At 60.3% G+C, this 22,748-nt stretch carries 20 protein-coding genes and 1 pseudogene; 8 read left to right on the top strand and 13 right to left on the bottom strand.

Annotated elements, in window-relative coordinates:
- Positions 1 to 80: 80 nt before the first annotated feature.
- Positions 81 to 947, top strand: coding sequence for a non-homologous end joining protein Ku (gene ku, locus ACLGL5_RS01690; RefSeq protein WP_494372738.1), 867 nt, complete (start codon positions 81 to 83; stop codon positions 945 to 947).
- Between the two features lie 12 nt (positions 948 to 959).
- Complete coding sequence (gene ku, locus ACLGL5_RS01685; RefSeq protein ID WP_494372687.1) at positions 960 to 1,769, top strand: non-homologous end joining protein Ku; 810 nt, start codon at positions 960 to 962, stop codon at positions 1,767 to 1,769.
- Between the two features lie 9 nt (positions 1,770 to 1,778).
- Here ku (ACLGL5_RS01685) and ligD read toward each other — a convergent pair whose 3' ends face one another.
- The 3 genes from ligD to ACLGL5_RS01670 form a co-directional block, all read right to left on the bottom strand.
- A complete protein-coding gene (gene ligD, locus ACLGL5_RS01680; protein ID WP_494372686.1) occupies positions 1,779 to 4,427 on the bottom strand; it encodes a DNA ligase D in 2,649 nt (882 codons plus the stop codon).
- A 92-nt stretch (positions 4,428 to 4,519) separates the two neighbouring features.
- Positions 4,520 to 4,963 carry a hypothetical protein gene (locus ACLGL5_RS01675; protein WP_494372685.1) on the bottom strand — a complete coding sequence of 148 codons (444 nt, stop codon included), beginning with the start codon at positions 4,961 to 4,963 and terminating at the stop codon, positions 4,520 to 4,522.
- 74 nt (positions 4,964 to 5,037) lie between these two features.
- Positions 5,038 to 5,526, bottom strand: coding sequence for an Hsp20 family protein (locus ACLGL5_RS01670; RefSeq protein WP_494372684.1), 489 nt, complete (start codon positions 5,524 to 5,526; stop codon positions 5,038 to 5,040).
- Between the two features lie 1,067 nt (positions 5,527 to 6,593).
- On the opposite strand from ACLGL5_RS01670, the gene ACLGL5_RS01665 reads away from it, so the two are divergent.
- From ACLGL5_RS01665 to ACLGL5_RS01655, 3 genes are all read left to right on the top strand, one after another.
- A complete protein-coding gene (locus tag ACLGL5_RS01665; RefSeq protein WP_494372683.1) occupies positions 6,594 to 6,899 on the top strand; it encodes a hypothetical protein in 306 nt (101 codons plus the stop codon).
- Between the two features lie 10 nt (positions 6,900 to 6,909).
- On the top strand, positions 6,910 to 7,116 hold the full coding sequence (locus ACLGL5_RS01660; RefSeq protein WP_095789590.1) for a KTSC domain-containing protein: 207 nt from the start codon (positions 6,910 to 6,912) through the stop codon (positions 7,114 to 7,116).
- Positions 7,117 to 7,276: 160 nt separating this feature from the next.
- Positions 7,277 to 8,200: a c-type cytochrome gene (locus ACLGL5_RS01655; RefSeq protein ID WP_494372682.1), complete on the top strand. Its 924-nt coding sequence runs from the start codon at positions 7,277 to 7,279 to the stop codon at positions 8,198 to 8,200.
- A gap of 1 nt (position 8,201) precedes the next feature.
- Here ACLGL5_RS01655 and ACLGL5_RS01650 read toward each other — a convergent pair whose 3' ends face one another.
- From ACLGL5_RS01650 to ACLGL5_RS01615, 8 genes are all read right to left on the bottom strand, one after another.
- Positions 8,202 to 8,573 (bottom strand): c-type cytochrome, encoded by a 372-nt coding sequence (locus tag ACLGL5_RS01650; protein ID WP_494372681.1) that lies wholly within the window; start codon positions 8,571 to 8,573, stop codon positions 8,202 to 8,204.
- A gap of 34 nt (positions 8,574 to 8,607) precedes the next feature.
- Positions 8,608 to 9,297 carry a cytochrome c oxidase assembly protein gene (locus tag ACLGL5_RS01645; RefSeq protein WP_494372680.1) on the bottom strand — a complete coding sequence of 230 codons (690 nt, stop codon included), beginning with the start codon at positions 9,295 to 9,297 and terminating at the stop codon, positions 8,608 to 8,610.
- A 176-nt stretch (positions 9,298 to 9,473) separates the two neighbouring features.
- Positions 9,474 to 9,758 carry a hypothetical protein gene (locus tag ACLGL5_RS01640; RefSeq protein ID WP_494372679.1) on the bottom strand — a complete coding sequence of 95 codons (285 nt, stop codon included), beginning with the start codon at positions 9,756 to 9,758 and terminating at the stop codon, positions 9,474 to 9,476.
- A 20-nt stretch (positions 9,759 to 9,778) separates the two neighbouring features.
- Positions 9,779 to 10,381, bottom strand: a complete 603-nt coding sequence (locus ACLGL5_RS01635; protein WP_494372678.1) for a cytochrome c oxidase subunit 3 — start codon at positions 10,379 to 10,381, stop codon at positions 9,779 to 9,781.
- On the bottom strand, positions 10,378 to 12,249 hold the full coding sequence (gene ctaD / locus ACLGL5_RS01630) for a cytochrome c oxidase subunit I (RefSeq protein WP_494372737.1): 1,872 nt from the start codon (positions 12,247 to 12,249) through the stop codon (positions 10,378 to 10,380). Before ctaD ends, ACLGL5_RS01635 begins: the two co-directional genes overlap by 4 nt.
- Before the next feature lie 38 nt (positions 12,250 to 12,287).
- Complete coding sequence (coxB, locus tag ACLGL5_RS01625; RefSeq protein WP_494372677.1) at positions 12,288 to 13,280, bottom strand: cytochrome c oxidase subunit II; 993 nt, start codon at positions 13,278 to 13,280, stop codon at positions 12,288 to 12,290.
- A complete protein-coding gene (locus tag ACLGL5_RS01620) occupies positions 13,277 to 13,837 on the bottom strand; it encodes a c-type cytochrome (RefSeq protein WP_494372736.1) in 561 nt (186 codons plus the stop codon). The genes coxB and ACLGL5_RS01620 overlap by 4 nt, the downstream gene beginning before the upstream one ends.
- 56 nt (positions 13,838 to 13,893) lie before the next feature.
- Entirely contained in the window at positions 13,894 to 16,287 is a 2,394-nt protein-coding gene (locus ACLGL5_RS01615) for an FdhF/YdeP family oxidoreductase (protein WP_494372676.1), read from the bottom strand.
- A gap of 407 nt (positions 16,288 to 16,694) precedes the next feature.
- Between ACLGL5_RS01615 and ACLGL5_RS01610 the strand changes: the two genes are divergently transcribed.
- Both ACLGL5_RS01610 and ACLGL5_RS01605 read left to right on the top strand, forming a co-directional pair.
- Positions 16,695 to 16,907 (top strand): hypothetical protein, encoded by a 213-nt coding sequence (locus ACLGL5_RS01610; RefSeq protein WP_494372675.1) that lies wholly within the window; start codon positions 16,695 to 16,697, stop codon positions 16,905 to 16,907.
- Between the two features lie 795 nt (positions 16,908 to 17,702).
- Entirely contained in the window at positions 17,703 to 18,113 is a 411-nt protein-coding gene (locus ACLGL5_RS01605; protein WP_494372735.1) for a hypothetical protein, read from the top strand.
- Between the two features lie 138 nt (positions 18,114 to 18,251).
- On the opposite strand, the pseudogene ACLGL5_RS01600 reads toward ACLGL5_RS01605, so the two are convergent.
- Positions 18,252 to 18,436, bottom strand: a pseudogene (locus ACLGL5_RS01600) (SMC-Scp complex subunit ScpB); the annotation flags it as partial.
- Between the two features lie 440 nt (positions 18,437 to 18,876).
- On the opposite strand from ACLGL5_RS01600, the gene ACLGL5_RS01595 reads away from it, so the two are divergent.
- Positions 18,877 to 19,101, top strand: coding sequence for a hypothetical protein (locus ACLGL5_RS01595; protein ID WP_494372674.1), 225 nt, complete (start codon positions 18,877 to 18,879; stop codon positions 19,099 to 19,101).
- A gap of 197 nt (positions 19,102 to 19,298) precedes the next feature.
- Here ACLGL5_RS01595 and ACLGL5_RS01590 read toward each other — a convergent pair whose 3' ends face one another.
- On the bottom strand, positions 19,299 to 22,745 hold the full coding sequence (locus ACLGL5_RS01590) for an ATP-binding protein (protein ID WP_494372673.1): 3,447 nt from the start codon (positions 22,743 to 22,745) through the stop codon (positions 19,299 to 19,301).
- Positions 22,746 to 22,748 lie beyond the last annotated feature (3 nt).

The raw sequence follows: 22,748 nt of genomic DNA, 5'->3' as shown, positions 1-22,748 counted from the left end.
ATCCAGATTCTTTTCGATTCTGGAACCATATCGGCCGCCAGCAGCTTATGTCGCAAAGGTTGTGCCGGAGTGTGAGTGTCATGGTTGCAGCACGAGCGAATTGGAAGGGGTACATCAAATTCGGTGACGTTGCCTGCGCAGTGGCGCTCTATACCGCCGCGTCGTCGTCCGAGCGCATCGCCTTCAACACGCTCAACCGCGCTACCGGCAACCGCGTGCGCCGTGAGTTTGTCGACAGCGAGACTGGCGATCCGGTCGAGCGCGATGATCAGGTAAAGGGGTACGAGATGGAGAACGGCGACTACGTCGTCCTCGAACCCGAGGAAGTCGCGGCCGCAGTCCCGGAAAGCGACAAGACGCTTAAGATCGAGGCCTTCGTGCCCTGCGACGAGATTGACGACGTCTATTTCGACAAGCCGTATTATCTCGCACCCGATCGGATGGGCGCCGACGCATTCAAGCTGCTGCGCGACGGCATGCGACAGGCGAAAGTCGCGGCGCTGGCCCGTACTGTCCTGTTCCGGCGGCTGCGCACGGTGCTGATCCGCCCGCATGGCAACGGCCTGATCGGCACCACACTGAACTTCGACTACGAGGTGCGCTCGGCGAAGGAAGCGTTCACGGATATTCCCGAGATCAAGATCGAGGGTGAAATGCTCGACCTCGCCAAACATATCATCAACACGAAGAAAGGCTCGTTTGACGCCAAGACCTTCGACGACCGCTACGATGCAGCGGTCGCCGAACTCGTAAAGGCGAAGATAGAAGGCAAGCCGCTGCCTAAGAAAAAGGCGCCGCCACCTTCGAAGCCCAGCGATCTATTGGAGACCTTGCGCAGGAGCGCCGGACTGGTACCGGACCAGAAGCCGAAGCGCGCTGTTGCCGCGAAGGCTGACCGCAACCGAAAGCAGCCCAAGCGCGCCGCCGGCTCCAGACGCGCGGCCTGATCGGAGACCGTCATGGCCGTTCGACCCTATTGGAAAGGTTATCTGAAGCTCTCGTTGGTCACCTGCCCGGTGCAGATGATGCCGGCAACGTCGGAGAGCGAAAAAGTCCGTTTTCATACGCTCAACCGCGAGACCAACAACCGCGTGGTCAGCCACTACGTCGATGCCGTCACGGGCAAGGAAGTCGAGGAGGAGGACGAGGTCAAGGGGTATCAGCGGGGTGAGAACGAGTACATCATTCTCGAAGATGAGGAATTGGAGAGCGTCGCTCTCGACAGCACCAGGACGATCGATATCGACGTGTTCTCGCCGCGCGATTCCATCGAATGGATCTGGCTCGATACGCCTTATTACCTCTCGCCAAGCGATCCGGTCGGCCAGGAAGCCTTCTCGGTCATTCGCGACGCCATGGCGGCGGAAGACATGGTTGGCATCTCCAGGCTGGTGATCTCGCGGCGCGAGCGCGCGGTGATGCTGGAGCCGCGCGGCAAGGGTATCGTGCTGTGGACCCTGCGCTATGGTGACGAGGTCAGGGACGAGAACGCCTATTTCGAGGGGATTGACTGGGACAAGTCCGATCCCGAGCTGATGCCCCTCATCCAGGAATTCATCAAGAAGCAGACCCGTCATTGGGACAGCAAGCTGGTCTCCGACCCGGTGCAGGACAAGCTGCTGGAAATCATCGAAGCTAAGCGGAAGAAGACAAAGCGCCCGGCCAAGGCGAAGGCCTCCGAGCCGAAGGCGACGCCGAACAACGTCATCAATATCATGGATGCCCTGCGTAAGTCCGTCGAGGCGCAGAATCGTCCGGGCAAGCGCTAGAAGTCTGCGTCAGGCCGCCCGTCGCATCGATCTTGCCAGTCGCTTGATTGATGGTTCGAGGAGGCGATGACCCTCGCCATAGTCTCTCCACGCCGTGCTCTTTTTCAGCAGCGCCGGGACGGTACGCAGGGTGAAGCGCTTCGGATCGAGATCGGTTTTGACTTGTGCCCAGGTGAGCGGCATGGAGACTGTCGCGCCGGGCCTGGCCCGCGGCGACAGCGGAGCCACGGCGGTCGCCATGCGATCGTTGCGCAGATAGTCGAGGAAGATGCGGCCGATGCGCTGGTTCTTCGCCATCTTGGTCAGGTAGAGGGCGGGATTGTCCCGCGCCATCTGCAGGCAAACATCATGCGCAAAACCTTTGGCATGCGCCCAGGTGAGCTTGCTGCGCTTGGCGACCGCCAAGGGGGTGACGACGTGAAGCCCTTTCCCGCCGGTCGTCTTGCAGAAGCTGACGAGCCCAAGATCGTCGAGGCGCGCGCGCATTTCCTTGGCCGCTTCGACAACCGTTTTGAAAGGGACGTCGGGACCTGGATCAAGATCGAAGACGAGCCGGCCTGGCACCTCCGGCTGCCATGGCTCGCAATTCCAGGGATGCAGTTCCAGGGCACCGATCTGAGCGACGGCGGCGAGGCCCTCCACACGGTCGATCTGCAGGTAAGGCTTCTTGTCGCCGAACACTTTGACCAATTCGAGAAGATTCGACGTTCCCGGCATCGCATGCCGCTGGAAGAACTGCTCGCCGCCGATTCCATCCGGCGCGCGGATGATTGAGCAGGGCCGCCCGCGGATGTGCTCGATCAGCCAGGGACCAACAGCTTCGTAATAACGGGCAAGATCTTCCTTGGTTACGGGGGTGCCATCATTGGCATCTGGCCACAAAGGCTTGTCCGGGTTCGAGATCAGCACACCCATGACGTCGACCTTGCCGCCGTGGCGCGAAGGCTTCGCTGAGGTCGGCTCCCTGGGCTGCGGCACCTCAGTCCTCTCCGGCGAGGCGGGCTTATCGGCTTCCACATCTTGCGCTGGTTTATCCTCCCGCAAACCCTTGAAGGCGGCTTGGCGCACGAGGCCGTCGGACGTCCAGCCTGCGAACTCGATCTCGGCCACCAGCTCCGGCTTCAACCAGACGACGCCGGGTTCTCTTTTCGGCGCGCCGATGCCGGTGAAGGGTGATTTCCCGCTCGCGGCAGCTTTCAACCTCGGCAGCAGGTCCCTGACCTTGGCTGCGCCATAGCCTGTGCCCACGCGACCGACATAGACGAAGTGATCGCCGCGATTGACGCCGACCAGAAGCGACCGGAATTTGCCATTCGTTGTGGCATAGGCGCCGATGACGACCTCATGGCCTGCACGACACTTTGACTTCGCCCACGTCTCGGTGCGGCCGGAAACGTAGGGCGCATCGGCGCGCTTCGACACGATCCCTTCGAGGGACAGCCGACAGGCCGAGCGAAGCACTGCCTCGCCGCCAGTTTCGAAATGCTCAACGAAGCGGATGCGATCATCCTGACCCGTGTCGGTCAGAAACTGACGCAATCGCGCCTTGCGCTTACTCAGTGGCAGGACACGCAAATCCTCAGAGCCTTCAAACAGCAGGTCGAAGGCGAAGTAGACAAGCGCATCGGTCTTGCCCTCGGCCAGCGCTGCCTGGAGGGCGGCGAAGTCCGGGGCGCCGTTTTCGTCGAGCGCGCAGATCTCGCCGTCGATAATCGCATCGGGCAGCTTGCCGGCGGCTCGGGCAATGGCTGGATATTTGGCCGTCCAGTCGAGACCCTTGCGGGTTTTCAAGATCGCTTCGCCGCCCAGGACGCGCATCTGGATGCGATAGCCGTCGAACTTGATCTCGTGCAGCCATCCGCGTTCGGCGGGCGGCCGCGCCAGCGTCTGGCAGAGCTGTGGCTCGATGAAGTCGGGCAGATCGGCCGCAGTGACAGTCCCGTGCTTCTTCCTTTTTGCGCGGATGTTTGTTTTCCGCTCCTGCGCCGCAAGGCCTGTACGACTGTCCCACACAGCATCTGCCTCGGCCTTGCCGCCTTGCAGCATGAAGGGTTTCGGGCCGCGGCCCTTGCCGGCAGCAATTGCCTCCATCTTGCGTCCAGACGCGACAGAGGTGTCAGTCTTGTCGAGGATTGCGGCGCCGTCTGTCTCGACGGCATATTCGTCGCGATGTTTGATCAGCAGCCAGTTGTTGCGCTTGCCGCGTTCGCGGTCGTTAGCCATCCGCACCAGCACGAAACCGCCATGCAGCCGTTCCCCTTCCAGCGTGAACTTGAAATCGCCCTTGGCCAGAGCCTGCTCGGGGCTCTTCTTTCCCTCGGGCTCCCAATAGCCGCGGTCCCACAGCATGACTGTGCCGCCGCCATACTGGCCTTTTGGAATCGTGCCTTCGAAATCCCCGTAGTCGAGCGGATGATCTTCCACCTCGACGGCGAGCCTCTTGTCATGAGGATCGAGAGAGGGACCGCGCGTCACGGCCCAGGATTTGAAAACGCCGCCGAGCTCAAGTCGCAGATCGTAATGCAGCCGCGTCGCGTCATGTTTCTGAATGACGAAACGGCGACGGTTGGATGGCATGACCGAACCTTGACCGCTCGGCTCCTGCGTTTTCTTGAAATCGCGCTTGGCCTTGTATGTTGTTAGCTTGTCGCTCGCCATTCGATGCCCTCGGAGCACGGACCACATCGGCCTAGAAGCAGGAATGTTCGGAGTGGCGACATGTTCCCCGAATTGGCACGCCGGCGCTGGCGTTACGCCAGCGCGGGCTCGGGATGAGCAAAGGCCCCGCCACTGCCAGTTCTGGGCAGAACGGCTGCAAAGGCAGGACAAGGCGGCGGGTCGTCATCGTCATCGCGCCGGCGATGGCGCGTGATGCGAGCCCAATGCGGGAAACACAATCTACGGCGACGCCGGGCCTGCCTTCGCGACGGACCTGGTGCCTGCTGGTCGGTGCTTGCCAACGCCTTGAGCGCTTGGAGAATCTCATCCACTTCGATGCGGGAGCCGTCTTCCAACTGACGCATCGATGGCCGGCCACGAACCGCGCGCGCGTCGGATGCCCACGACGCCAGCAGCGCCCGCTTCTCCGCACGGCTCATTGCCGGATCGTTGAGGATTTCATCGGGCCGCTGGAATGTCGGAGAACGATATGCGTCCCGATAGCTCGTGTCTGGAAAGTTAATAAAGCCTGTCATCTCCGTTTCTCCGCAATTCGTGCCTCCCGGACGCTGCCGGGAGGCAAATCGCAGCTTTGAGGTTCGTGCGGAACTCAGGCAGCGTTGCGCTGCTGACCCGTATCCTGGCTGATCTGCTTCTTCGTCGCCGTCTCGTCCCCTGGCGCGGCGCTGCCGGTCGAGCCGATGGCAATGCGGCGAGGCTTTAGTTCATCAGGAATCTCGCGCACCAGGTCAACCGAAAGCAGGCCATTCTCAAGCGCGGCGTGTGCTACCTTGACATGGTCGGCCAGCTTGAAAGCCTGCCTGAAATTGCCGATGGCCAATCCCTGGTGGAGAATTTGTCGGTCGCCCTCCTCCGGCTTTTTCTGGCCGGTGACAATCAGCTCGGGGCCATGCTGGGTGAGCTCGACTTCGTCCGTGCTGAACCCGGCGATCGCCATCGTAATGCGGTAGTCGTCGGGGCCGAGCTTCTCGATGTTGTAGGGCGGCCACTCCGAACGCACGCCATTGTCGAGCATATCAAAGAGACGGTCGAAACCGACCGTCGAGCGGTAGAGAGGTGTATAATCGAAGCTTCTCATAGCCATATCCTCCGTAAAGCAACATGGGTTACAAGCAGGCGCCGCAGCGTCTCTGCGACGCCCAAATCTGTCGGGCCGAAGCCCCGACGCAGAACGATTTGGGAAGACCCTAAATGCGGTTCAAGAGGGCAGATTCTATTTTTGATCGACATCCCGAGTGCATGATTTCCCTCCACGGGCATGGTCACATGCGCGCTCGGATCGCCAAACGCCGCCGGTTCCGCGGTAATGGTTTTTTCCCTTTCCCTTAACGTTAAGCCGACCTACCGGGGTTCGAGCAAAGCCGGCGAGGACGGGTTCGATGCAAACCTGGGTACGGTTTTAAGCCGGCGCCGACCCGTAGACGTGGCCGCCGCCCACGCGGCTGTCGCCTGCTGAGGTTCTCGCCATGCTGTTTGCGAAGATCAGCCGCTTCGGCGCGCCGCGCAAGCCGGCGGCTTTTCAGGGCTGCCCGTCCTAGCGAGCGCGCAAACGGGTTCTGCCTGCACCGCGTCACGGCTCGAAACGATCAGTCAGCGCCTGGCATTGCACGCGGCGGCCTATCCGTCATAGGCGTATCGTACGCGCGGCTTCAGTTCTCGACGCCATCGATGGAATGGCCGACGCGGCTAGGCGCGATCCGCTTACCATCGTTTTGTGGTTGCTCATTGAGTTGCTTGCCCCGTCCGACGTTTGGGGTTGCAGCGCCATCTCATTGAAACCGGCGCCGGGGCACTCATCGCCACGCACTTACGGGCCTGTGCTAGGCGGATGCGACGGCACTGCCGTACTCGCGCAAGAAGAGCAGGCAAAGGTCACAGCGCAGAAGGCTGCCGACGCCGCACCAAATCCGACGCAATCGTTTGCCTTATTGGTACACTCTCCCTCATCGCTTTCATTGCCAGCCGCTGCGGCAGCCAACGCGGAGTCCATTGGCAGCACCGTGGCACGGCGTGCATAAGGTCGAGAAGGCGTCGACCCATTCGACGAACGCGCGGAGTGAGCACGGCCAAGCGTAGCAGAGGCCTTCACCAAAAGGGAACGCGGTAGGCTCCGCAATCGTTAACTGCGGTCAGCGAGTATCGAGCATGCACCTTTTCCAGATCCTTCTCCCCCGGGCCGATAAGGCCGGCCAGCCTTTCGCGCGGAAAGATTTCGATCGGATCAAGGAGGAACTGGCGAGCCGATTTGAAGGCGTCACGGCCTATCTTCAGGCTCCTGCGGAGGGTATGTGGCGGCAAGGCGCGGAATCCGACAGCGACGAGATCGTTATCTTCGAGGTGATGACGGAGGAGGTCGATCTGGCGGATTGGCTCGAGCGCCGTGCGGCACTCGAACGAAGATTCCGGCAGGATAAAGTCATCATCCGCTACATGCCAATGGCGCTCGTCTAGGGTCGACGCCATGCCTTCGACGTCGATCCGCAAAAGTGAATACGATCCCGAGAGCGAAGTTCTCTCCGTCTGGTTTGTCGCGAGCGGCAAGCGCTATGACTACGAGGGAGTTCCAGTGGAGGTCTACGCCGCATTCCGAAGCGCCTTCGCGAAAGGCCGCTTTTTTAATGATTGCATTCGGGACCGTTATCCATATCGGCGGTCAACGGACGTCTAACGACCACCTTGATTTAGCGCCGGCGGCAGAGGAACTAAAGTCTCAAACCCACGTTTCGATCTCCGCGTAGTCATCAGATTTCATCTGTTTGGGGGACACAGGACTTTCCGCAGTCACGGGGGAAAGCGCCGTGCAATCAAGACCCGGACGTGGGAGCATCATGCTGGGCGGTTCACGTAAACCCGCTTTTATTGCCTTACTGCTTGCAGGGGCCGCGCTTGCCGTGGCTGCGTGGTATCTATCGAAAGCCCGCCCTCCTTTTTCTCAAGACGACCCGCAGTTTCAAGGCACAGGCGACGCCTCGCTTGGCAAGCTCGTTTTCGCGGCAGGCGATTGTGCTTCGTGTCATGCGACACCGGGGCAATCGGACCGGCTGAAGCTCGGCGGCGGGATGGCACTTGGCTCGCCATTCGGCACCTTCCGACCGCCAAACATTTCTCCCGATCCGGTCGACGGTATAGGGAGATGGACCGCGACCGACTTGGCGAATGCACTTGTCGGGGGCGTCTCGCCAAGCGGCGAGCATTACTATCCCTCCTTTCCCTATACGAGCTTTACGGGAATGACGGTTGCGGACATAAAGGATTTGTACGCCTACCTGCGTACGCTTCCGGCGGTCTCGGGCCGGCCGCCGCCCCACGATCCCAAAATTCTGTTTATAGTCCGCCGGTCAATCGGATTCTGGAAACTTCTGTTCTTTCGGCAAGGGCAATCGGCCGCAGGCACCGGCGGAATATCGACGCGTGATCGCGGGGCCTATCTCGTTGAAACGGTATCGCACTGCGCAGAGTGCCACTCGAGCCGCAACGCGTTCGGAGCGATCAAATCCGGCACCCTTTTTGCAGGTGGCATCGATCCGCAGGGGACGGGGTTCGTGCCTAACATAACTCAGCAGAGATTGCGCAGCTGGGGCGAGGCGGACATCGCAACGATGCTAAAGACGGGCGAGACGCGCAATCATGGACGCGTGGGATCATCCATGGCCGATGTGGTAACGAACGCTGCGATGCTGCCTGATAGCGACCGCCAGGCGATCGCGCGCTACGTCAAGGCGCTTCCTGCGATTGCAACGCCTGATCCGTAGATCATTGCGCATAGAGATAGGCTGCAAGGTCTCGTGCTTCCTGTTCGGAGATACCGGTGGACGGCATCGCCGTCCGGGGGGAAAAGCTACTCGGCGAAACGATCCAGGCGACAAGATTGTCGGAGCGGTTTTCCAACACGCCGGCAATGTAGACGCGCTTTGATAATCCGGTGAGCGGACCGCCGGTCTGGCCGTCCGCCCCGGGGATTCCGGAAATCGCGTGACATCCAGAACAACCGTAGCGCCGAAAGATTGCCGGAGCGCGATCGGGATCGCCACCGGTCATCGTTTTCGCGGTGGCGGCTCGGGTATGATTGTCACGCGCGATGTTGGCCGTGACGAACGCAGCTGAGGCCACGATAAGGCCGGCCATTAAGGCTGCTCGACCGGGAACAGAGGCCAGCAAGCTAGACATTTTGCGTCTTTCTTCCGCCCGAGTGCCGGATCCAGAGCGCCAGCATGGTCATTGCCGCGGCCGCATAGACCGTTCCTGCGGGCAGCCACATGATCATGCCCGCCAATTGCTGGTCCTCCAGCGGCGTTAGTCCCCAGTCCATCGCGGTTTGGGTCTGCGCGGCATAAAGCACGCGCGGGGCAAGCGCCAACAAGACGCCCAGGATGCTGGTGTGGATCATGGTCAGGAACAAATGCCATGCCGAGGCGCCATAATCACTTCGCCAGACCATAGCCCACCAAAACAGGATCGCCGTGGCGAAGAAGCTCAGATGCTGGAGGCGGTGGAGGGACATGTCGGTCACGGCGGCGTCGAACAGGACGGGCACGTGCCATACCCAGATCGCGACGCCGTGAATGATGGTCGCGTTGGTGGCGCCAGTACACCAGTCCCATGCCCTGCGGACAACGGCCATACTCATCACAGAGCCAGCGGCGTGACGCGTTCTTCCGGGCAATCCCCAAAGCAGGATACCCACCGGCCGCGCCAGCACGATCAAGGGGGCCGACACGGCCATGACAAACTCGTGCTCGATCATATGGAAGGTAAAGAGGTGTTCGCCAAGCCAATGAAGCGGCGAAAGCAGCGCACCTGCCAACGCCAGCATGCCGCCGCAGTACGGCAAGACGCGGATCATCATCATGCCCGGTCTGCTGAGCCGCCAGGTCAACCTTATGACGCCCACGAAGTACAGTATGACAAGTACAGCTAGCGGCACGACGATCCACGGGTCAGACGTCCAAGGGTAAGTCGAACCGTGCGCCTCGTTCCCATGCGCCATAACCGGGCTGGCGATGATCAAGAAGACAAGTGTGCGGATCAGCGTTGGCACGGATCCAGCAGCATCGTAGCCGCCCCCTGCAACGAGAGCGCCAGCACAAATGCCAGCGCGATCAGGAAACCCGCGTCGGTGATAAATCGCTCGGATCTCGCCAATCCGGCGGAGCCCGTGCGTGATGCGACGACACCAGCGATGGAGGCCGCTAGAAGCGCCGCACAAAAAGCAACCGTCCACGGAAAATTCTGACGGCAATCCATGTACGGCGTGATTTGTCCAAGCTGGGTGGTGACCGCCCAAGCGACAGGCGGCACAACCAATCCCATGTATCGCAGCCAGCGTCTGGTCAAAGTCGTGGAACCCAATAAAGGCAGACGTACATCGGCAACCACGTCAGCACCACAAAGTTCCAGTACATCGCATTGTCGTCCACATCGCCAAACCGCCGTGCATTGTCGCCATGGCGCGTGAACATCAGGCTGGTCAGCACGACAGTCTCACCCAGGTCGGTCAGGATGTGTGTCGTATGGAGGCCGAGCATCACCCATACAATCGATCCATAGGCGTTTTGATCCCACTTGATGTGCATGGCGGGAAACTCGAAAACACGTAGGATAAGCGGCAAGACGCCGAACAGCGACATGACGATGAGGCCAATTCGGACTTTCCGTAAGTCTTGGGTGCGCGCCCAGCGTGTGACAAAGACATTTGGTATGAGGCTTACAAGCAGAACGACTGTCAGGGTCGTTCCTGCAAGCAGATCAGGCGGCGCCGTATCCAGCGGCCACCGCGGTGCCAAGCTCATCAGATAGAGATAAATCACGATCGAGAGGACAAAACCGGTGCCTTCGATGAGCATGAAGGCGAGCGTTCCCCACCAAGACAGGCTGGCGGTGCCAAGGCCATGCGCGGGAAGCTTTGTCACGTCAAGAACGACACCATGCTTCATGACTCGTCCTCCGGGTCGCCCTTGGGCCAGAACCAGCCAATGAGTGCTATTGCAATCGGTATGGAGCCCCAGACCACGGCCCATGGGGTAAAGATCGACCAAATCAGCATTGCTGACGTAGCGAGCGCCGCCAGGAGCGGCCAAATCGAATTCCCGACAGATGATTCACGCGCTTCCGCACGCGCTTCCACGACACTGGTGATAAGCAGTTCGCGCCGGTCCGTGTGCAGACCCTCGACGAATCCAAGTGGATTCGATCTGTCCGACAAGGGCTCTAGGCTTTCGACCACCGGCAGCCGCGCAAAATTATAGGATGGCGGCGGCGAAGACGTCGCCCACTCCAGCGTCGAGGCGCCCCACGGATTGGCTGGTGCGATGGGACCTGATCTGGCGCTGCGTATGGCGTCGATGAAGAACAGCAGGAAACCGGCGGCCAGAACGATCCCGCTGAGACTGATGAACATGTTCAGGCCGGACCACGGCATCTCCGGCTGATAGGTGTAGATGCGCCGTGGCATGCCTTGCAGGCCGAGAATGTGCATGGGGAAGAAAGTCAGATTGAAACCCGAGAAGATGAGCCCAAACGACCAGCGGCCAAGCGTCTCGCTCATCATTCGGCCCGTCAGTTTCGGAAACCAGTAATAGACCGCGCCCAGCAAGGGGAACACGGCGCCACCGACCAGGACGTAGTGGAAATGCGCGACGACGAAATAGGTGTCGTGAACCTGGGTATCGAACGGAACCGACGCCACCATCACGCCGGTCAGTCCACCAATGACGAAGACGACGATGAACCCGATGACGAACAAAAACGGCGTCTTGAAGATTGGCCGTCCGGCCCAGATCGTCGCCAGCCAACAGAAGATCTGCAGGCCTGCGGGAACGGCGATCGCCATGCTTGAGGCGGTAAAGAAGCTTTCGCCCAGCCGCGGAAGACCGGCCACGAACATATGATGCACCCACAGCCCGAAGGCCAGAACGCCCGTCGCGATCAAGGCCATCACCATGGCCAGATAACCGAACACCGGCCGCTGTGTGAATGTGGCGACGATGCTCGAGACCATGCCCACCGCCGGCAGGAAGATGATATAGACCTCAGGGTGGCCGAAGAACCAGAACAGATGCTGCCACAGCAGCACGTCACCGCCTTCGGCTGGGTTGAAGAAATGCGTCCCCACGAGCCGATCGAGGATCAGGCTGGTGCTGGCGATCATGATCGCCGGCATGGCGAGGATGACCAGGAAGGACGTGACCAGCATCGACCAGACGAACAGCGGAATCCTGTCCAGCGACATGCCCGGGGCGCGTTGCTTGAATACGGTGACGACGATTTCGACGGCGATGGCGAGAGCGGAAACCTCGGTAAAGGTGATCATCTGGGCCCATATGTCGGCACGCTTCCCGGCCGCATATTGGGGCCCCGACAGCGGTACGTAGGCGAACCACCCAACGTCCGGACCGGTATCAACGGCGAAGGCGACCCACAACAGCAGGCCGCCGGCAAGGTACATCCAGTAGGAGAACGCGTTGAGGCGCGGGAATGCGATGTGTCGGGTCCCCACCATCAAGGGCACGAGGTAGATGGCCATCGCCTGCATGACGGGCACGGCGAACAGGAACATCATGTTCGAGCCGTGCATGGTGAAAATCTGGTTGTAGCGATCGGGCCCGATGAACCGGGCTTCGGGTTGCGCCAGCTGCAGCCGCATCAGCAAAGACAGCACTCCGCCAAGCGCCAGGAAGACAAACGCCGTGACGATGTAGCGGCGGCCGATAATCTTATGATCGATTGTCGATAGGGCACCCCACAGGCCAGGGGGCGTTGACCAGGTCGCGGCAAGTCGACGATCGAGTTCCCCGGCTTCCATCCCGGTGTCCCGAACGCCTTCGCGATCCGCTGCTGCACTCATTTGAGACTGTCCATATAGGCGGAGATGTTCTGGAGCTCGATGCTGGTCAGCGGGACCATCGGCATATTGTTCCCCGGCTTCAGCGTCTGCGGATCGGCAATCCAGGCCGCCAGCGAACCGCGCGTGGTCTCCAGCAATCCGGCAGCGATTGTCTGACGACTGCCAATATGCGTCAGGTCGGGTCCCGTCGTACCAGTGGCTTGCGTTCCTCGGATCGTATGGCAGGCCGCGCAGGGCTTTGCCAGAAAGGCCGCCTGCCCCGACGCGGCATCGGGATCGGCCGGCATCATCGCATCGGCGCGCTGTGATGTGATCCAGCGCGCGTAATCGGACGGAGCCTCCGCGATGACCATAACCGCCATATGGCTATGCTGCAGACCGCAGAATTCGGCGCATTGGCCGCGATAGATGCCAGGCTTTTCCGCCCGAAGCAGCAAATCGTTTGGGCGACCCGGAACGAGATCCTGCTTCCCGGCCAGGCTGGGAACCCAGAACGAATGGACGACGTCCGCGCTTTCAAGCTGAAGCCGGACATCTTGACCGACGGGGATATGGATTTCGTTGGCGGTCTGGAAGTTGGAAGTGCCGTCGGAACCGGCGTAGATGACCTGCCACCACCATTGCTGTGCTCTCACGGTGATCGTCACGGCAGCACTTTGCGTGAGCCCGATGCTGCGGGTGGTGTAGAAGCTGGCGATTGTCATGCCGGCGATAGTGGCCACCGTCACCGCGACTGCGGCCGAGACCGTCATTGTGAGCCGACCTTCCGATGTCTGGCCTTCCGTCTCGGCCCGACGCCCCCGCCTGAGCGCCAGGGCAAGCATGACCATCACCAGCAACCAGATCACTCCGGACAGGACAACTATCCCGACGATCAGATGCTCGACATGAATGGCGGGAGCCCCGTAGGGGTTAAGCGCAGACTGGCTACCACTGCAGCCTGACACCAGAATACCAGTCGACAACACACCAATGCGAGGGGCTCTCACGGCGAAGGTCCCTGATCTGGATGGACACCCACCGGGCCCTCATCGAAGAGAATCTTGGCAGGGCCGCGGTTCTCGGCTGGGCGGGTCTGCTTGTCATCGTTGCGGCTAGGGGCCGCTGACTTCGGCGAATAGGAGCCGATCGCCTGGACATAACCCGCGAGCTGCCAGATCTGCTCGATGGTCATGCGGTCGTGAAAGGCGGGCATGCCATGCGGGCGGCCATCACGGATCGAGGCGACGATGGAGACCATTTCAGGACCATACAGCCACCAGCCGTCAAGGAAGGAGGGGCCGACACCGCCGCGCCCATCTCCATGGCATGTCGAGCACCCGAACCAAGCGTAAAGGCGCTTGCCCTGGCTCAGATTATAGGCGTCCGTTTCATAAAGCTTTCCCTGCGCAAAATAACTCTCTGGCGGTGTTCCGCTAATCGCATTGGGCATGAGGCGGAATTGATCGAGATCGGCCGCAACGGGGGGATCCGTGCGAAGCTCCCTGGCCTGCCGAAACCAGCCCAACCAGGCAGCAACACCGATCAGCAGAAACGCCGCCGCCACGAATGCCCAGTGTGGGTTTCTTGTGTCTATCAAGGGGCCCTCAGCCCATAAGTTGGTTAGCCATCGGGATTAAAGCTCGATCGGGTGAGGCGCACAGGCAGAAGTTTATAGGAAGGGGTTTTTGCCTTCGGGTCATGGTGAGCCAAAGGGAATAGCGGGTTTGCCTCGGGGTAATACGCCGCACAGCATCCCCTAGGAATGTTGTACTGCACGATCCTCAGGCCAGTGACTTTACGAATGTTGTTATCGTCGATCGCCGTCGTCACATCGATGTAGTCGCCATCGACGAAGCCCAGCCGGCTAATATCCTCGCCGTTCATGAACACGACCCGACGGGTGCCTTCAACGCCACGAAATCGATCGCTGTATCCGTAGATCGTGGTATTGAACTGGTCGTTGGATCGCAGTGTCGAAAGATGAAGGACGTCGGCTCTCCCCGATGTCGAGAACTCGGGAAACAATCTGTGCGGCGTGATGAAGTTGGCCTTGCCCGTTTTCGTCACCCACTTGCGTTCTCGCGCGGGCAACGGCCTGGCAAATCCGCCAGGTTGAAAAAGCCGCTTGTTGAAATCCTTGAACGTCTCTGGGTACGTGCGCTCGATGGCGTCTCGTATCTGCCCATAGTTCCCGACCCAGGCGTCCCACGGAACCTTCGTTTCTCCGAGCGTAGCCTTCGCGATGCCAGCAACGATGGCAGGTTCGGAAAGAAGCTCGGAGCTGGCCGGTTTTGCCTTGCCGCGAGAGCCGTGGAAATGAGCAATGGAACTTTCAATCGACACCGCCTGGGGACCGCTTGCCTGCTGGTCGACTTCAATGCGCCCCAGGCACGGCAGCAGATAGGCGACCTCTCCGTGCAGAACATGGCTTCGATTGAGCTTTGTCGCGATCTGAACACTCAGATGCAGCTTGCGCCATCCCTCTTCCATGGCGGCCGTATCAGGTATGGCTTTCAGGAAGTTCCCGCCCAGGCTGATGAACGCGCGGCACTGGCCGTTGATTATCGCTTCGCAGGTTTCGACCGTCGAGCGGCCCGTCCATGTCGGCGGCTCAAAGCCGTAGAGCTGGGAAAGCTTGTCAAGCGGCGCCAGACCGGGTTTCTCGGTGATCCCGACGGTGCGCTGGCCCTGCACGTTGGAATGGCCCCGGACGGCGCAGATATTTGCTCCGGGCTTGCCGATATTGCCGCGCAGCAGCGCCAGGTTGCAGACCATGTGAACGTTCTCGACACCCATGAGGTGCTGCGTCAGGCCCATGCCGTAAATCATCATCACGGCGCTGGCGTTCGCGTAGGTGCTAGCAGCCTGCATCATCTCCGCGCGGCTCAGCCCCGAGACGCGTTCGAGTTCGTCCCACTGATGGGCTCGCGCGGCCCGAGCAAATTCCTCAAAGCCAGTGGTGTGTTCCTGGATAAAATCGTGATCGAGCACGTGCTTGTTGTCTGCCGAGGCCATCGAGGCCGCAAAGGCGACCATCGCCGCATTGTCCTGGTCCTTCGGCTTCCCATCCTGCCCCGCCACGCGGCTTGCGCCTGATGCCTTGAGGGCGTCGTCAGCTTCAATCAGCGCCTTGCATACCCCGAAAAGTGCCGCGATATCGCCGCCGTTCCTCACCTGATAATATTCCGACGAGATCTTTGTCTCTTTCCCGGTCAGCATCTGTGGTGACTGCGGATTGATAAAGCGCTCCAACCCCCGTTCGCGCAGCAGGTTGAAGGTGACGATCTTGACGCCCCGATTCACTGCGTCCTGGAGATCATGAAGCATCCGAGGCGACGAGGTTCCAACGTTCTGCGCGATGTAGAAAATACAGTCGGTGTTATCGAAATCGGACAGGATCGCCGTTCCGACGGATGAACCGATGCTTTCCGGGAGCGCCACGGACGAACTCTCGTGACACATGTTGGAGCTGTCAGGCAGATTGTTGCTGCCGTACATGCGTGCGAACAGCTGGTACATGTAGCTGGTCTCGAGCGAAGCACGGCCGGATGTGTAGAGATCAACCTGATTAGGATCGAGGGAGCGCAACTCTGTCCCAATCTCATCAAAGGCATCAGACCAGGCAACCGGAACGTATTTGTCGCTCCCCGCATCCCAGCGCATGGGATGCGTCAAGCGGCCTTGTTCTTCAAGGTCATGATCGGACCAGGTCTCCAGTTCGCTCAGCGTGTGGTTGGCAAAAAATGCCGGACCGGCTCGACGCGACGTCGTCTCCCACGCCGTAGCCTTGGCGCCGTTCTCGCAGAACTCAAGCGGATGTGGCTGAGCAGGCTTTGCCCAGGCGCAGCTGACGCACATATACCCTTCAGGCTTGTTCTGGATCGAAAGTAGCTTTGGATCCCGCAAGGGGACATGCTCTCTTGCCATAATCGCTGCGACGGATTTTGCCGACCCCCAGCCGCCAGCGGGTCCCTCATATGGTCGGATGGTTGGGGTCCGTGTCTTTGATGTCATTTCCGCCTCGCTCGCGTAGCCGAGGCCGCGCTCGGCCCCGCTTCACTGGCGCGTCACGACCTCGTTCGTGGACGTGCCGACGTCCAATCGCCGACCATTCAGTCTTGCCCCGGCAATATAGAACTTGGCACCTGTCGGACGGTTCCACGGATGACGCCCATCTCTTCGGCGCCGTCCTTGTCGAGGACTAGGTCAGATTCCTGATCTGCTCAAAAGTGAAGTGCGGGGGGAGTGGCGGCACTTCTGGATCGGTTTTGACCTCGAGAACGACCGGGCGATGGGATGCGACGGCTTCGTCCCAGGCTCCGTCAGAGCAAAACGGATCCCAACGAGCAGCGGCCCGCTATAGACCGGCCCAGCGACAGGGCGCATAGTTTGGCGTGCGGCGGACTGGGAGCGTTGTAACAATGGTCTACAGAGTGATTTGGTACGGCAAGCAGGGCGTGGTTGAAATGATTCCCTTCGATGCAGAGAAAGAGGCCAGGGAGCATGCCCAGGCGTCCTTCGCCGCCCGACAGCAGGATGATGGCGTCGTGGCGGTGGAAGTTCGCAAACCTGACGGTACAGTTGTCTTTAGCCAAGCGGGTGGAAGCAGCGGCGGTGTAGACGGCCGCGGCTGAGAGGTTCCGAGTGCTGCCGGGGCAACGCTTAAAGCTCCAGCAGTAGCGCGCCGGCCTTGTTCCTAGCACGACCTCGCGGAAGCGAAGCTTGCGCCAACTGCTGGCTAGCCTTTCGTGCCCTTCAACGCCGCGCCACCAACAGTCCGATAGGTTGGAAGAAGCTCGCCAGCACACAACTGTCCAGTGCCACAGTTGCCGGAATCTCATCGGTGCCGTCCTTAGCTTTCAGCTTACAAGTCTCCGCCAGATTGTTCGTCTCGATGATGGTTGAGCTGCTGCGCGCGCCGACGCGTTGGAATGCTGATTTTGCAAGAATCCTAAACGAAGCGCCGGGTGCGGTCGACGCAGAAACCCGGAAACTGATTATTCATAAATTCTAATATACTTTGTACGACGTCGCAGGCCGGTTTTGAGTAGTGCGACGCTCTACTACAACGAAAAGCCCGGCGCTCCCCCGCGCCGGGCTTTTCATGCTTGGCATTTGGCAGCTTCCCTAGCGCCTTTTTTCATTTGCCGCTGTCCATACGGCCCGCGTGTCGTAACGCCTCTTGCCAGGCTTGGGTTGCGTCTGCTCTATCACGTGCCGGCAAGGCTCGGTGGCCTGTACTCACCCGAGGACTGCTTCGCCGCTGAGACTCGATCGCGGTCAGGTAAGTTCAACCATCTTGGGTGCAACTCATACCAGTTTCCGGCCTTCGTGGTTTTGTGGAAGGGGCCTTGGATTTCGATTGCATTGCTTTTTCAGTAACACCTAATATCAGCCTGTTGAAATCGGCGTTCTCGGGAGGAAGTGTCATGCCTAAGGTTTCAGATCTTTTCTTTAAGACAGCTATCGTATGGCTCATTCTGGGGATCGGCGCCGGCTTGCAGATGGCAATCTCGGGCGACCACGGTGCATTTCCTGCACACGCACACATCAATCTGCTCGGATGGGTCACAAGTGCAATCTTTGGCGGCTACTACGCTCTTAATCCGGCAAAGGCAGCGCGGAGAACCGCCATGGTCCACTTCGGCCTCTACAACGTCGGATTGGTGGTAATGCTGCCAGCTCTGTATCTGATGCTTCACCAAGGCTATACGACAATTGAGCCCGTCGTCGCCGTAGGTTCACTGATCGTGGCTGCCGCCGTGCTGGTATTCGCCTTCGTTGTTTTCTCAAGCGCAAGCGAGCGCGTGGCGTCTGGGTTATCGACCGCGACACGCTAAATCGGCGGAACTCGGCAGTATGAGGGCCGGCATGAGCCACTGGAGCCGGAAGCATAGGCTGACCGGCTCCAGCGCGACCAGTCGTCCTGGCTCTCAGTTATGGACTGTTGCTGTGGCCGCAACGCAACAACGCTCCGCTCACGAGACCTGCTCCTCAACGACATCATCCTCCCCCTCCCTATTGGCCAGCCCAACCGGAATATCCCGAGCCAGCAGCTCACTTTCGACAGCAGTCCAGCGTCCTCGAGCGCCTCGAAATCCGGCAGATGGCGCAGCGTGTCGAGCCCGAACTGCGAGAGAAATGACCTCGTCGTCACATAGGTCTATTCCAATATGTTCGGATATTCTGGGGATGGCCGGCCGGCGAGTGGCGGGCTGCGATCTCAAACTTCCTTTGTCGAGCGTTCGCCGAGCATCGCACCGGTTTCAGCACTTGGAGCCGTATTTCAAGCTCTTGACGTAAGGTGCTCCGACGTCTGCTGGCAGGCCAACGAAAAACCCGCCGACCAAAGTCCGCGGGCCATGTCCTTGTATGTCAACCATTTTGGATAGAGGCCGCACATGAACGCGCCGTCCCACCTCGCGACCTCTTCGTCGATCTGGCCCGCTTGATGCCAAGCGCCCTAGCGCCGGCGACGAGCTTGCCCGCTGTCTACGCCGCCAACTCTTGCCGTGCGTCCTGGAGCCCGCCGCCAGGGGCCATGCCCGAGGCTGCGCTAAAATAGTTCCGGAACATTTTAGACGAATTGCATGTTTGAAGGTTATGAAGGTCGAAGCCGACGAATGCCGGGCAGCCCTGATGCTGATCCGGCGCACGATCGAGGAACACTGCCCGCCCGGTGTGCTGCCGAGCGAAGAAGCGGTGAACAGCCTTTACGGGCCGGAGTTGATCCATGAGGCGGAAGCGCTGGCGGCTGCCATCGTCGCAACTATCGACAAGATGCAGTTGCGCGTGATGATGAAACAGTCTTCCCGCAGTATCAAATAGTAGGCCAGGAAGCCCACCAGCGCGCGTTTCGGCTGGCCGCTGTTCTAGCCGTCCGTTCCGGTGCAATTACGGCCACCGGTGCTGTCGCCGTCTGCTTTCAGCACTAGACCAAACTGATCTCGACGGCCCACATGTGGCGCAAAGCGGTCATTGGCGATTCCACTTTTTCGAGAATGTGCGCCACAATGCCGTTTGAATTACCGGAGCTCGTGGATGACCACGTTAGGGACAACCGACTTCGCAATCTCACACAGGTGTTTATGATGGGTGAGGTAGATCACCTGCCCCACATTAGCCATCTCACTGAACAGTCGGAAAACTTCCTCCGACCGGAGATGGTCAAAGGTTTCCATGATGTCATCAGCGATGAACGGAACGGACGGCCTGAGCTTGGCAAACTCGTAATATCCGGCGAGGCGGAGAGCCAGGTAGAGTTGAAAACGCGCGCCTTTCGACAAAGCGTCTGCGACCTTCGATTGGCCATCCCGCTGCGTGGCGATGAGGACCTCACCGCCCTTTACCGGCTGGGTCGTCAAGCCTGTGTACTGGCCGCGCGTGATCAGCGCGAAGGCGTCGGAGGCCTGGCTCATCATTCCAGAGCGGTGACGTTCGCGGTAGACCCGGAGCGCGCTTGCCGCCGACATGACACCGAGCTTCAATTCGATATAACGGGCAGCCTTCTCCTCGATTTCGAGAAGCACGGTGCGGCGCCCGGCATCGATGCGGGCAACTTGGCTGTCGCCGCCAATCGCGTCGAGCTTGTCGGTCGCTCGGGTACGCCGGACGAGTTGCTGTTGCAATGCTTCATCGAGGTCAGCGAGGCGCCGCTCGATTTCGGCCTTTTCAATTGCCAACTCGTCGAGATCGACGCTCTCCAGCAATGAGCGCGTCTGGGCGAAGTCCTCAAGGGCGAGCTCGCTCGTCAGCCGTTCTTCTAGCTCGGCCACGGTGCTCTGCAGGCCATCTCGCTCGCGAAGCTGTTCATCGCGCTTTGAGACCTCCCGCAGAGTTCTTACCCCAAAGGCATCGAGCACTTCCTGTTTCGTCGTGTCGTTTGCCGCGACCTCGGCTTTCAGAGCCTCTCGAACCACGCGCAATTTCTGAACATCAAGGAGGAGATTTGCCCTCGCCTCTCGAGCACGTTCAGCTTGCTCGAGACGCTCTGTCAGCCTGACGCTAACCTGCTCTGGCGCCTCGTCGCTCACACACTCGCCGCCCTGCGCACCGAGGCTGGCCACCTCTTCGGCAAATGCAGTCCTATCCGCCTCCATCTTGCGGATGCGGATGCGCATGGCCTCACGATCCTGCAGGGCCTTCGACAGCTCCGACAACTGGTCGAGTACACTGCCAAGGCCTGTCCCGGCAATGCCTTCTTCGAGCCAAGTGCCCTTCAGCGTTTCCTTGACCTCGGCCTGCCATGCACCCTCTCGCCTTTCAGCAATTTCAACAGCGAGCCGCCTGGCGGCCAGCTCCTCTTCCTTCGCGGCGATGCTCCTCAGCCCTTCCGCTCGTTCGGCATCGACCTTCGCCTGCCTATCGAGAAAGCGGTCGGCGGCTACAACCGTTGCTTCCAGGGCCTCACCAGCGTCCGGCTGAATTCCAACGCTTTGAAGAGCCGAGGCCAATGCGAGATGAATCCGCTCTCCCTCGGCTATTGCGCATTCAATCCGTGCGCGTGCGAGCAGAATGTCGTCCCAAGAGGCAAGCGCGTCAGCGCGTGCGGAAAGTCGCTCTTCGAGAAGTCCTATCAAAAGGTCGAGCGACTGCGCCTGGCAATCCTGAAGTAAGGCGCTAGCTGCCTCCTTGATTTCAGCGGACGCTATCTCTGCGCGCTGCGACGCCCCGGCGAGCTGGCAGCTTGCGCGCTCTATTGCCGCTTCGGTCTCGGCAACCTTTTGTTTCACTGCGCGCAGATCTGCGAGCTCGCTCGCATGGGCCAATCGTCCAGCCCCGACATGATCATCCTTGGCCAATGCTGTGGCAAACAGGTCCGCAGTTTCAGCCTTGAGGTCCGCCCGGTGACTTCGCCAGGCCTCGTCTCTCTCACGTCGTATGGCTGCGGCTGTTTCATCGTCAGCGAGATTGGCGGAGGCGCGGACAGTAGCCAACCGTGACGAAGTAGTAATCCGACTTTGTTCATACTCAGCCAGACGCTCGGTGAAGACTGCCTTGTCCCTTTGAAGGTCCGCGGCCAGTGTTTTCCAGGCAGCCACCTGCGTCGGCGGCGGGACCGACATCTTCGAAAGTACGTCGGCATCTGACCACGGCTGGAGGCGCCGCATCGCATCCGCCAGCCTTATTTGCCGCTCGACCTCCAAGGCGCGCGCCTCTCGAATTTCGCGTATGTAACTACTCTGCTTCGCCCCCGACACGGCTGCCATCAATCTGGCTCTTGCGGGCTCGGGCACAGCCCTCTCCTCGCCAACTCGGCCTCGCGCAGCGTTGAGCCCGTCGAGCGTGGCAGCGGCTTCATCGCGGGCCATCTGCAGGCTCGTCGTGATCCCGGAGCGTTGCTCGATCATGTTGCGAAGGGTGCCGACCACAAAGGCAGGCAGAATGAGCCGGGACGGATCCTGTTCGGCCGACCTTCCGAGCGCGGCGAGACAAGTCGCCACGATCTGGTCGAGCATCTGGACTTCCATCTTGCGGGTCGGCAGATCCATGCCCGCGGACAGATAGCGCGCCTTGCGATCGGCAAGTCCTCGCACCTGCTCCGAGATCGCCAGCACAGCCTCATCGACAGCGATTGCTTCGATCTTTGCCTTCGCGCGCTCGATCTCATCGGCATTGGCCTGGAGGCGGGTTCTCAAACGGGCATCCTGATCGATCAATTCCGCGATGCTGCCACTCCAGGTTCGGGAAGGAGACGGCGTGTCAGGCAGCTCAGCCAGCCTGCTTGCCTTGCGTTTTATTTCGGCAAGGAGCGGCGCGGCGCGCGCATATCGTTCGATCGCGGCGAGCCGCGCCGACAACACCGCGCGTTCAGCCAGGCTGCGGTCATACTTGTCCTGGGCTTCCACCCTTTCCGCCTCGAGCGCCTCGAATGTCGAGGCCAGCGTGTCGATCGCCTCCTTGCGTAACTTGAGCTCCGCGAACCGCTTCTTCAGCAACGCGATTTCGGTGCTCTGGGCCTGTTTGCGATGAAGACCGTCTGCCTCCGTATCCAGTGCAGCCAGGACGTCGCTGGCATGCCCAAGCCCGGCGCTGGCAGTGAAAAGGAGCTTGCCGAGATCGCCACGCGATTCAAGGATCGCCTTGCCGCCCGCTTCCAGCGTCTCGTCATCGAGCGAGAACATGCTGCTGTAGGCATCTCGGGACAAGCCCGTGAGGTTAGCCGAAATGGCAATTTCGCTGAGCGGCCTGCCTTCAGCGTCGTGCAGGGAGTTGCCGCGGCTTTTGGTGCGTGAGACGCCAAGCGTCCGTCCCTCGAATTCCAGCAACCCGCCGATGCGCATGGAGCTATATTCGTGCAGAAAATTATAGCGGCTGCGCTCCTCGATGCCAAAGAGCAGATCCAAATAGGCGGAAAGCGCTGTCGACTTGCCGGCCTCATTCAGGCCGAAGACGATATGCAAATCCGGGTCCGAAGCCGGCTTCTCCCCGAAGTCGATCGCTTTATCGGTAAACTTGCCATAGCGGATCAAGTC

The sequence above is a fragment of the Mesorhizobium sp. U510 genome (assembly GCF_059180695.1).
The sequence above is the reverse complement of the archived record's forward strand: the minus strand, read 5'-3'. Positions and strand labels throughout refer to the sequence as shown.

Excerpts from the sequence above, each read along its gene's own strand:
- ku (WP_494372738.1), top strand. The coding sequence starts at position 81 with ATGGTTGCAGCACGAGCGAATTGGAAGGGGTACATCAAATTCGGTGAC.
- ku (WP_494372687.1), top strand. The coding sequence starts at position 960 with ATGGCCGTTCGACCCTATTGGAAAGGTTATCTGAAGCTCTCGTTGGTC.
- ligD (WP_494372686.1), bottom strand. The coding sequence starts at position 4,427 with ATGGCGAGCGACAAGCTAACAACATACAAGGCCAAGCGCGATTTCAAG.
- ACLGL5_RS01675 (WP_494372685.1), bottom strand. The coding sequence starts at position 4,963 with ATGACAGGCTTTATTAACTTTCCAGACACGAGCTATCGGGACGCATAT.
- ACLGL5_RS01670 (WP_494372684.1), bottom strand. The coding sequence starts at position 5,526 with ATGAGAAGCTTCGATTATACACCTCTCTACCGCTCGACGGTCGGTTTC.
- ACLGL5_RS01665 (WP_494372683.1), top strand. The coding sequence starts at position 6,594 with ATGCACCTTTTCCAGATCCTTCTCCCCCGGGCCGATAAGGCCGGCCAG.
- ACLGL5_RS01660 (WP_095789590.1), top strand. The coding sequence starts at position 6,910 with ATGCCTTCGACGTCGATCCGCAAAAGTGAATACGATCCCGAGAGCGAA.
- ACLGL5_RS01655 (WP_494372682.1), top strand. The coding sequence starts at position 7,277 with ATGCTGGGCGGTTCACGTAAACCCGCTTTTATTGCCTTACTGCTTGCA.
- ACLGL5_RS01650 (WP_494372681.1), bottom strand. The coding sequence starts at position 8,573 with ATGGCCGGCCTTATCGTGGCCTCAGCTGCGTTCGTCACGGCCAACATC.
- ACLGL5_RS01645 (WP_494372680.1), bottom strand. The coding sequence starts at position 9,297 with ATGATGATGATCCGCGTCTTGCCGTACTGCGGCGGCATGCTGGCGTTG.
- ACLGL5_RS01640 (WP_494372679.1), bottom strand. The coding sequence starts at position 9,758 with ATGGGATTGGTTGTGCCGCCTGTCGCTTGGGCGGTCACCACCCAGCTT.
- ACLGL5_RS01635 (WP_494372678.1), bottom strand. The coding sequence starts at position 10,381 with ATGAAGCATGGTGTCGTTCTTGACGTGACAAAGCTTCCCGCGCATGGC.
- ctaD (WP_494372737.1), bottom strand. The coding sequence starts at position 12,249 with ATGGAAGCCGGGGAACTCGATCGTCGACTTGCCGCGACCTGGTCAACG.
- ACLGL5_RS01615 (WP_494372676.1), bottom strand. The coding sequence starts at position 16,287 with ATGACATCAAAGACACGGACCCCAACCATCCGACCATATGAGGGACCC.
- ACLGL5_RS01610 (WP_494372675.1), top strand. The coding sequence starts at position 16,695 with ATGGTCTACAGAGTGATTTGGTACGGCAAGCAGGGCGTGGTTGAAATG.
- ACLGL5_RS01605 (WP_494372735.1), top strand. The coding sequence starts at position 17,703 with ATGCCTAAGGTTTCAGATCTTTTCTTTAAGACAGCTATCGTATGGCTC.
- ACLGL5_RS01595 (WP_494372674.1), top strand. The coding sequence starts at position 18,877 with ATGAAGGTCGAAGCCGACGAATGCCGGGCAGCCCTGATGCTGATCCGG.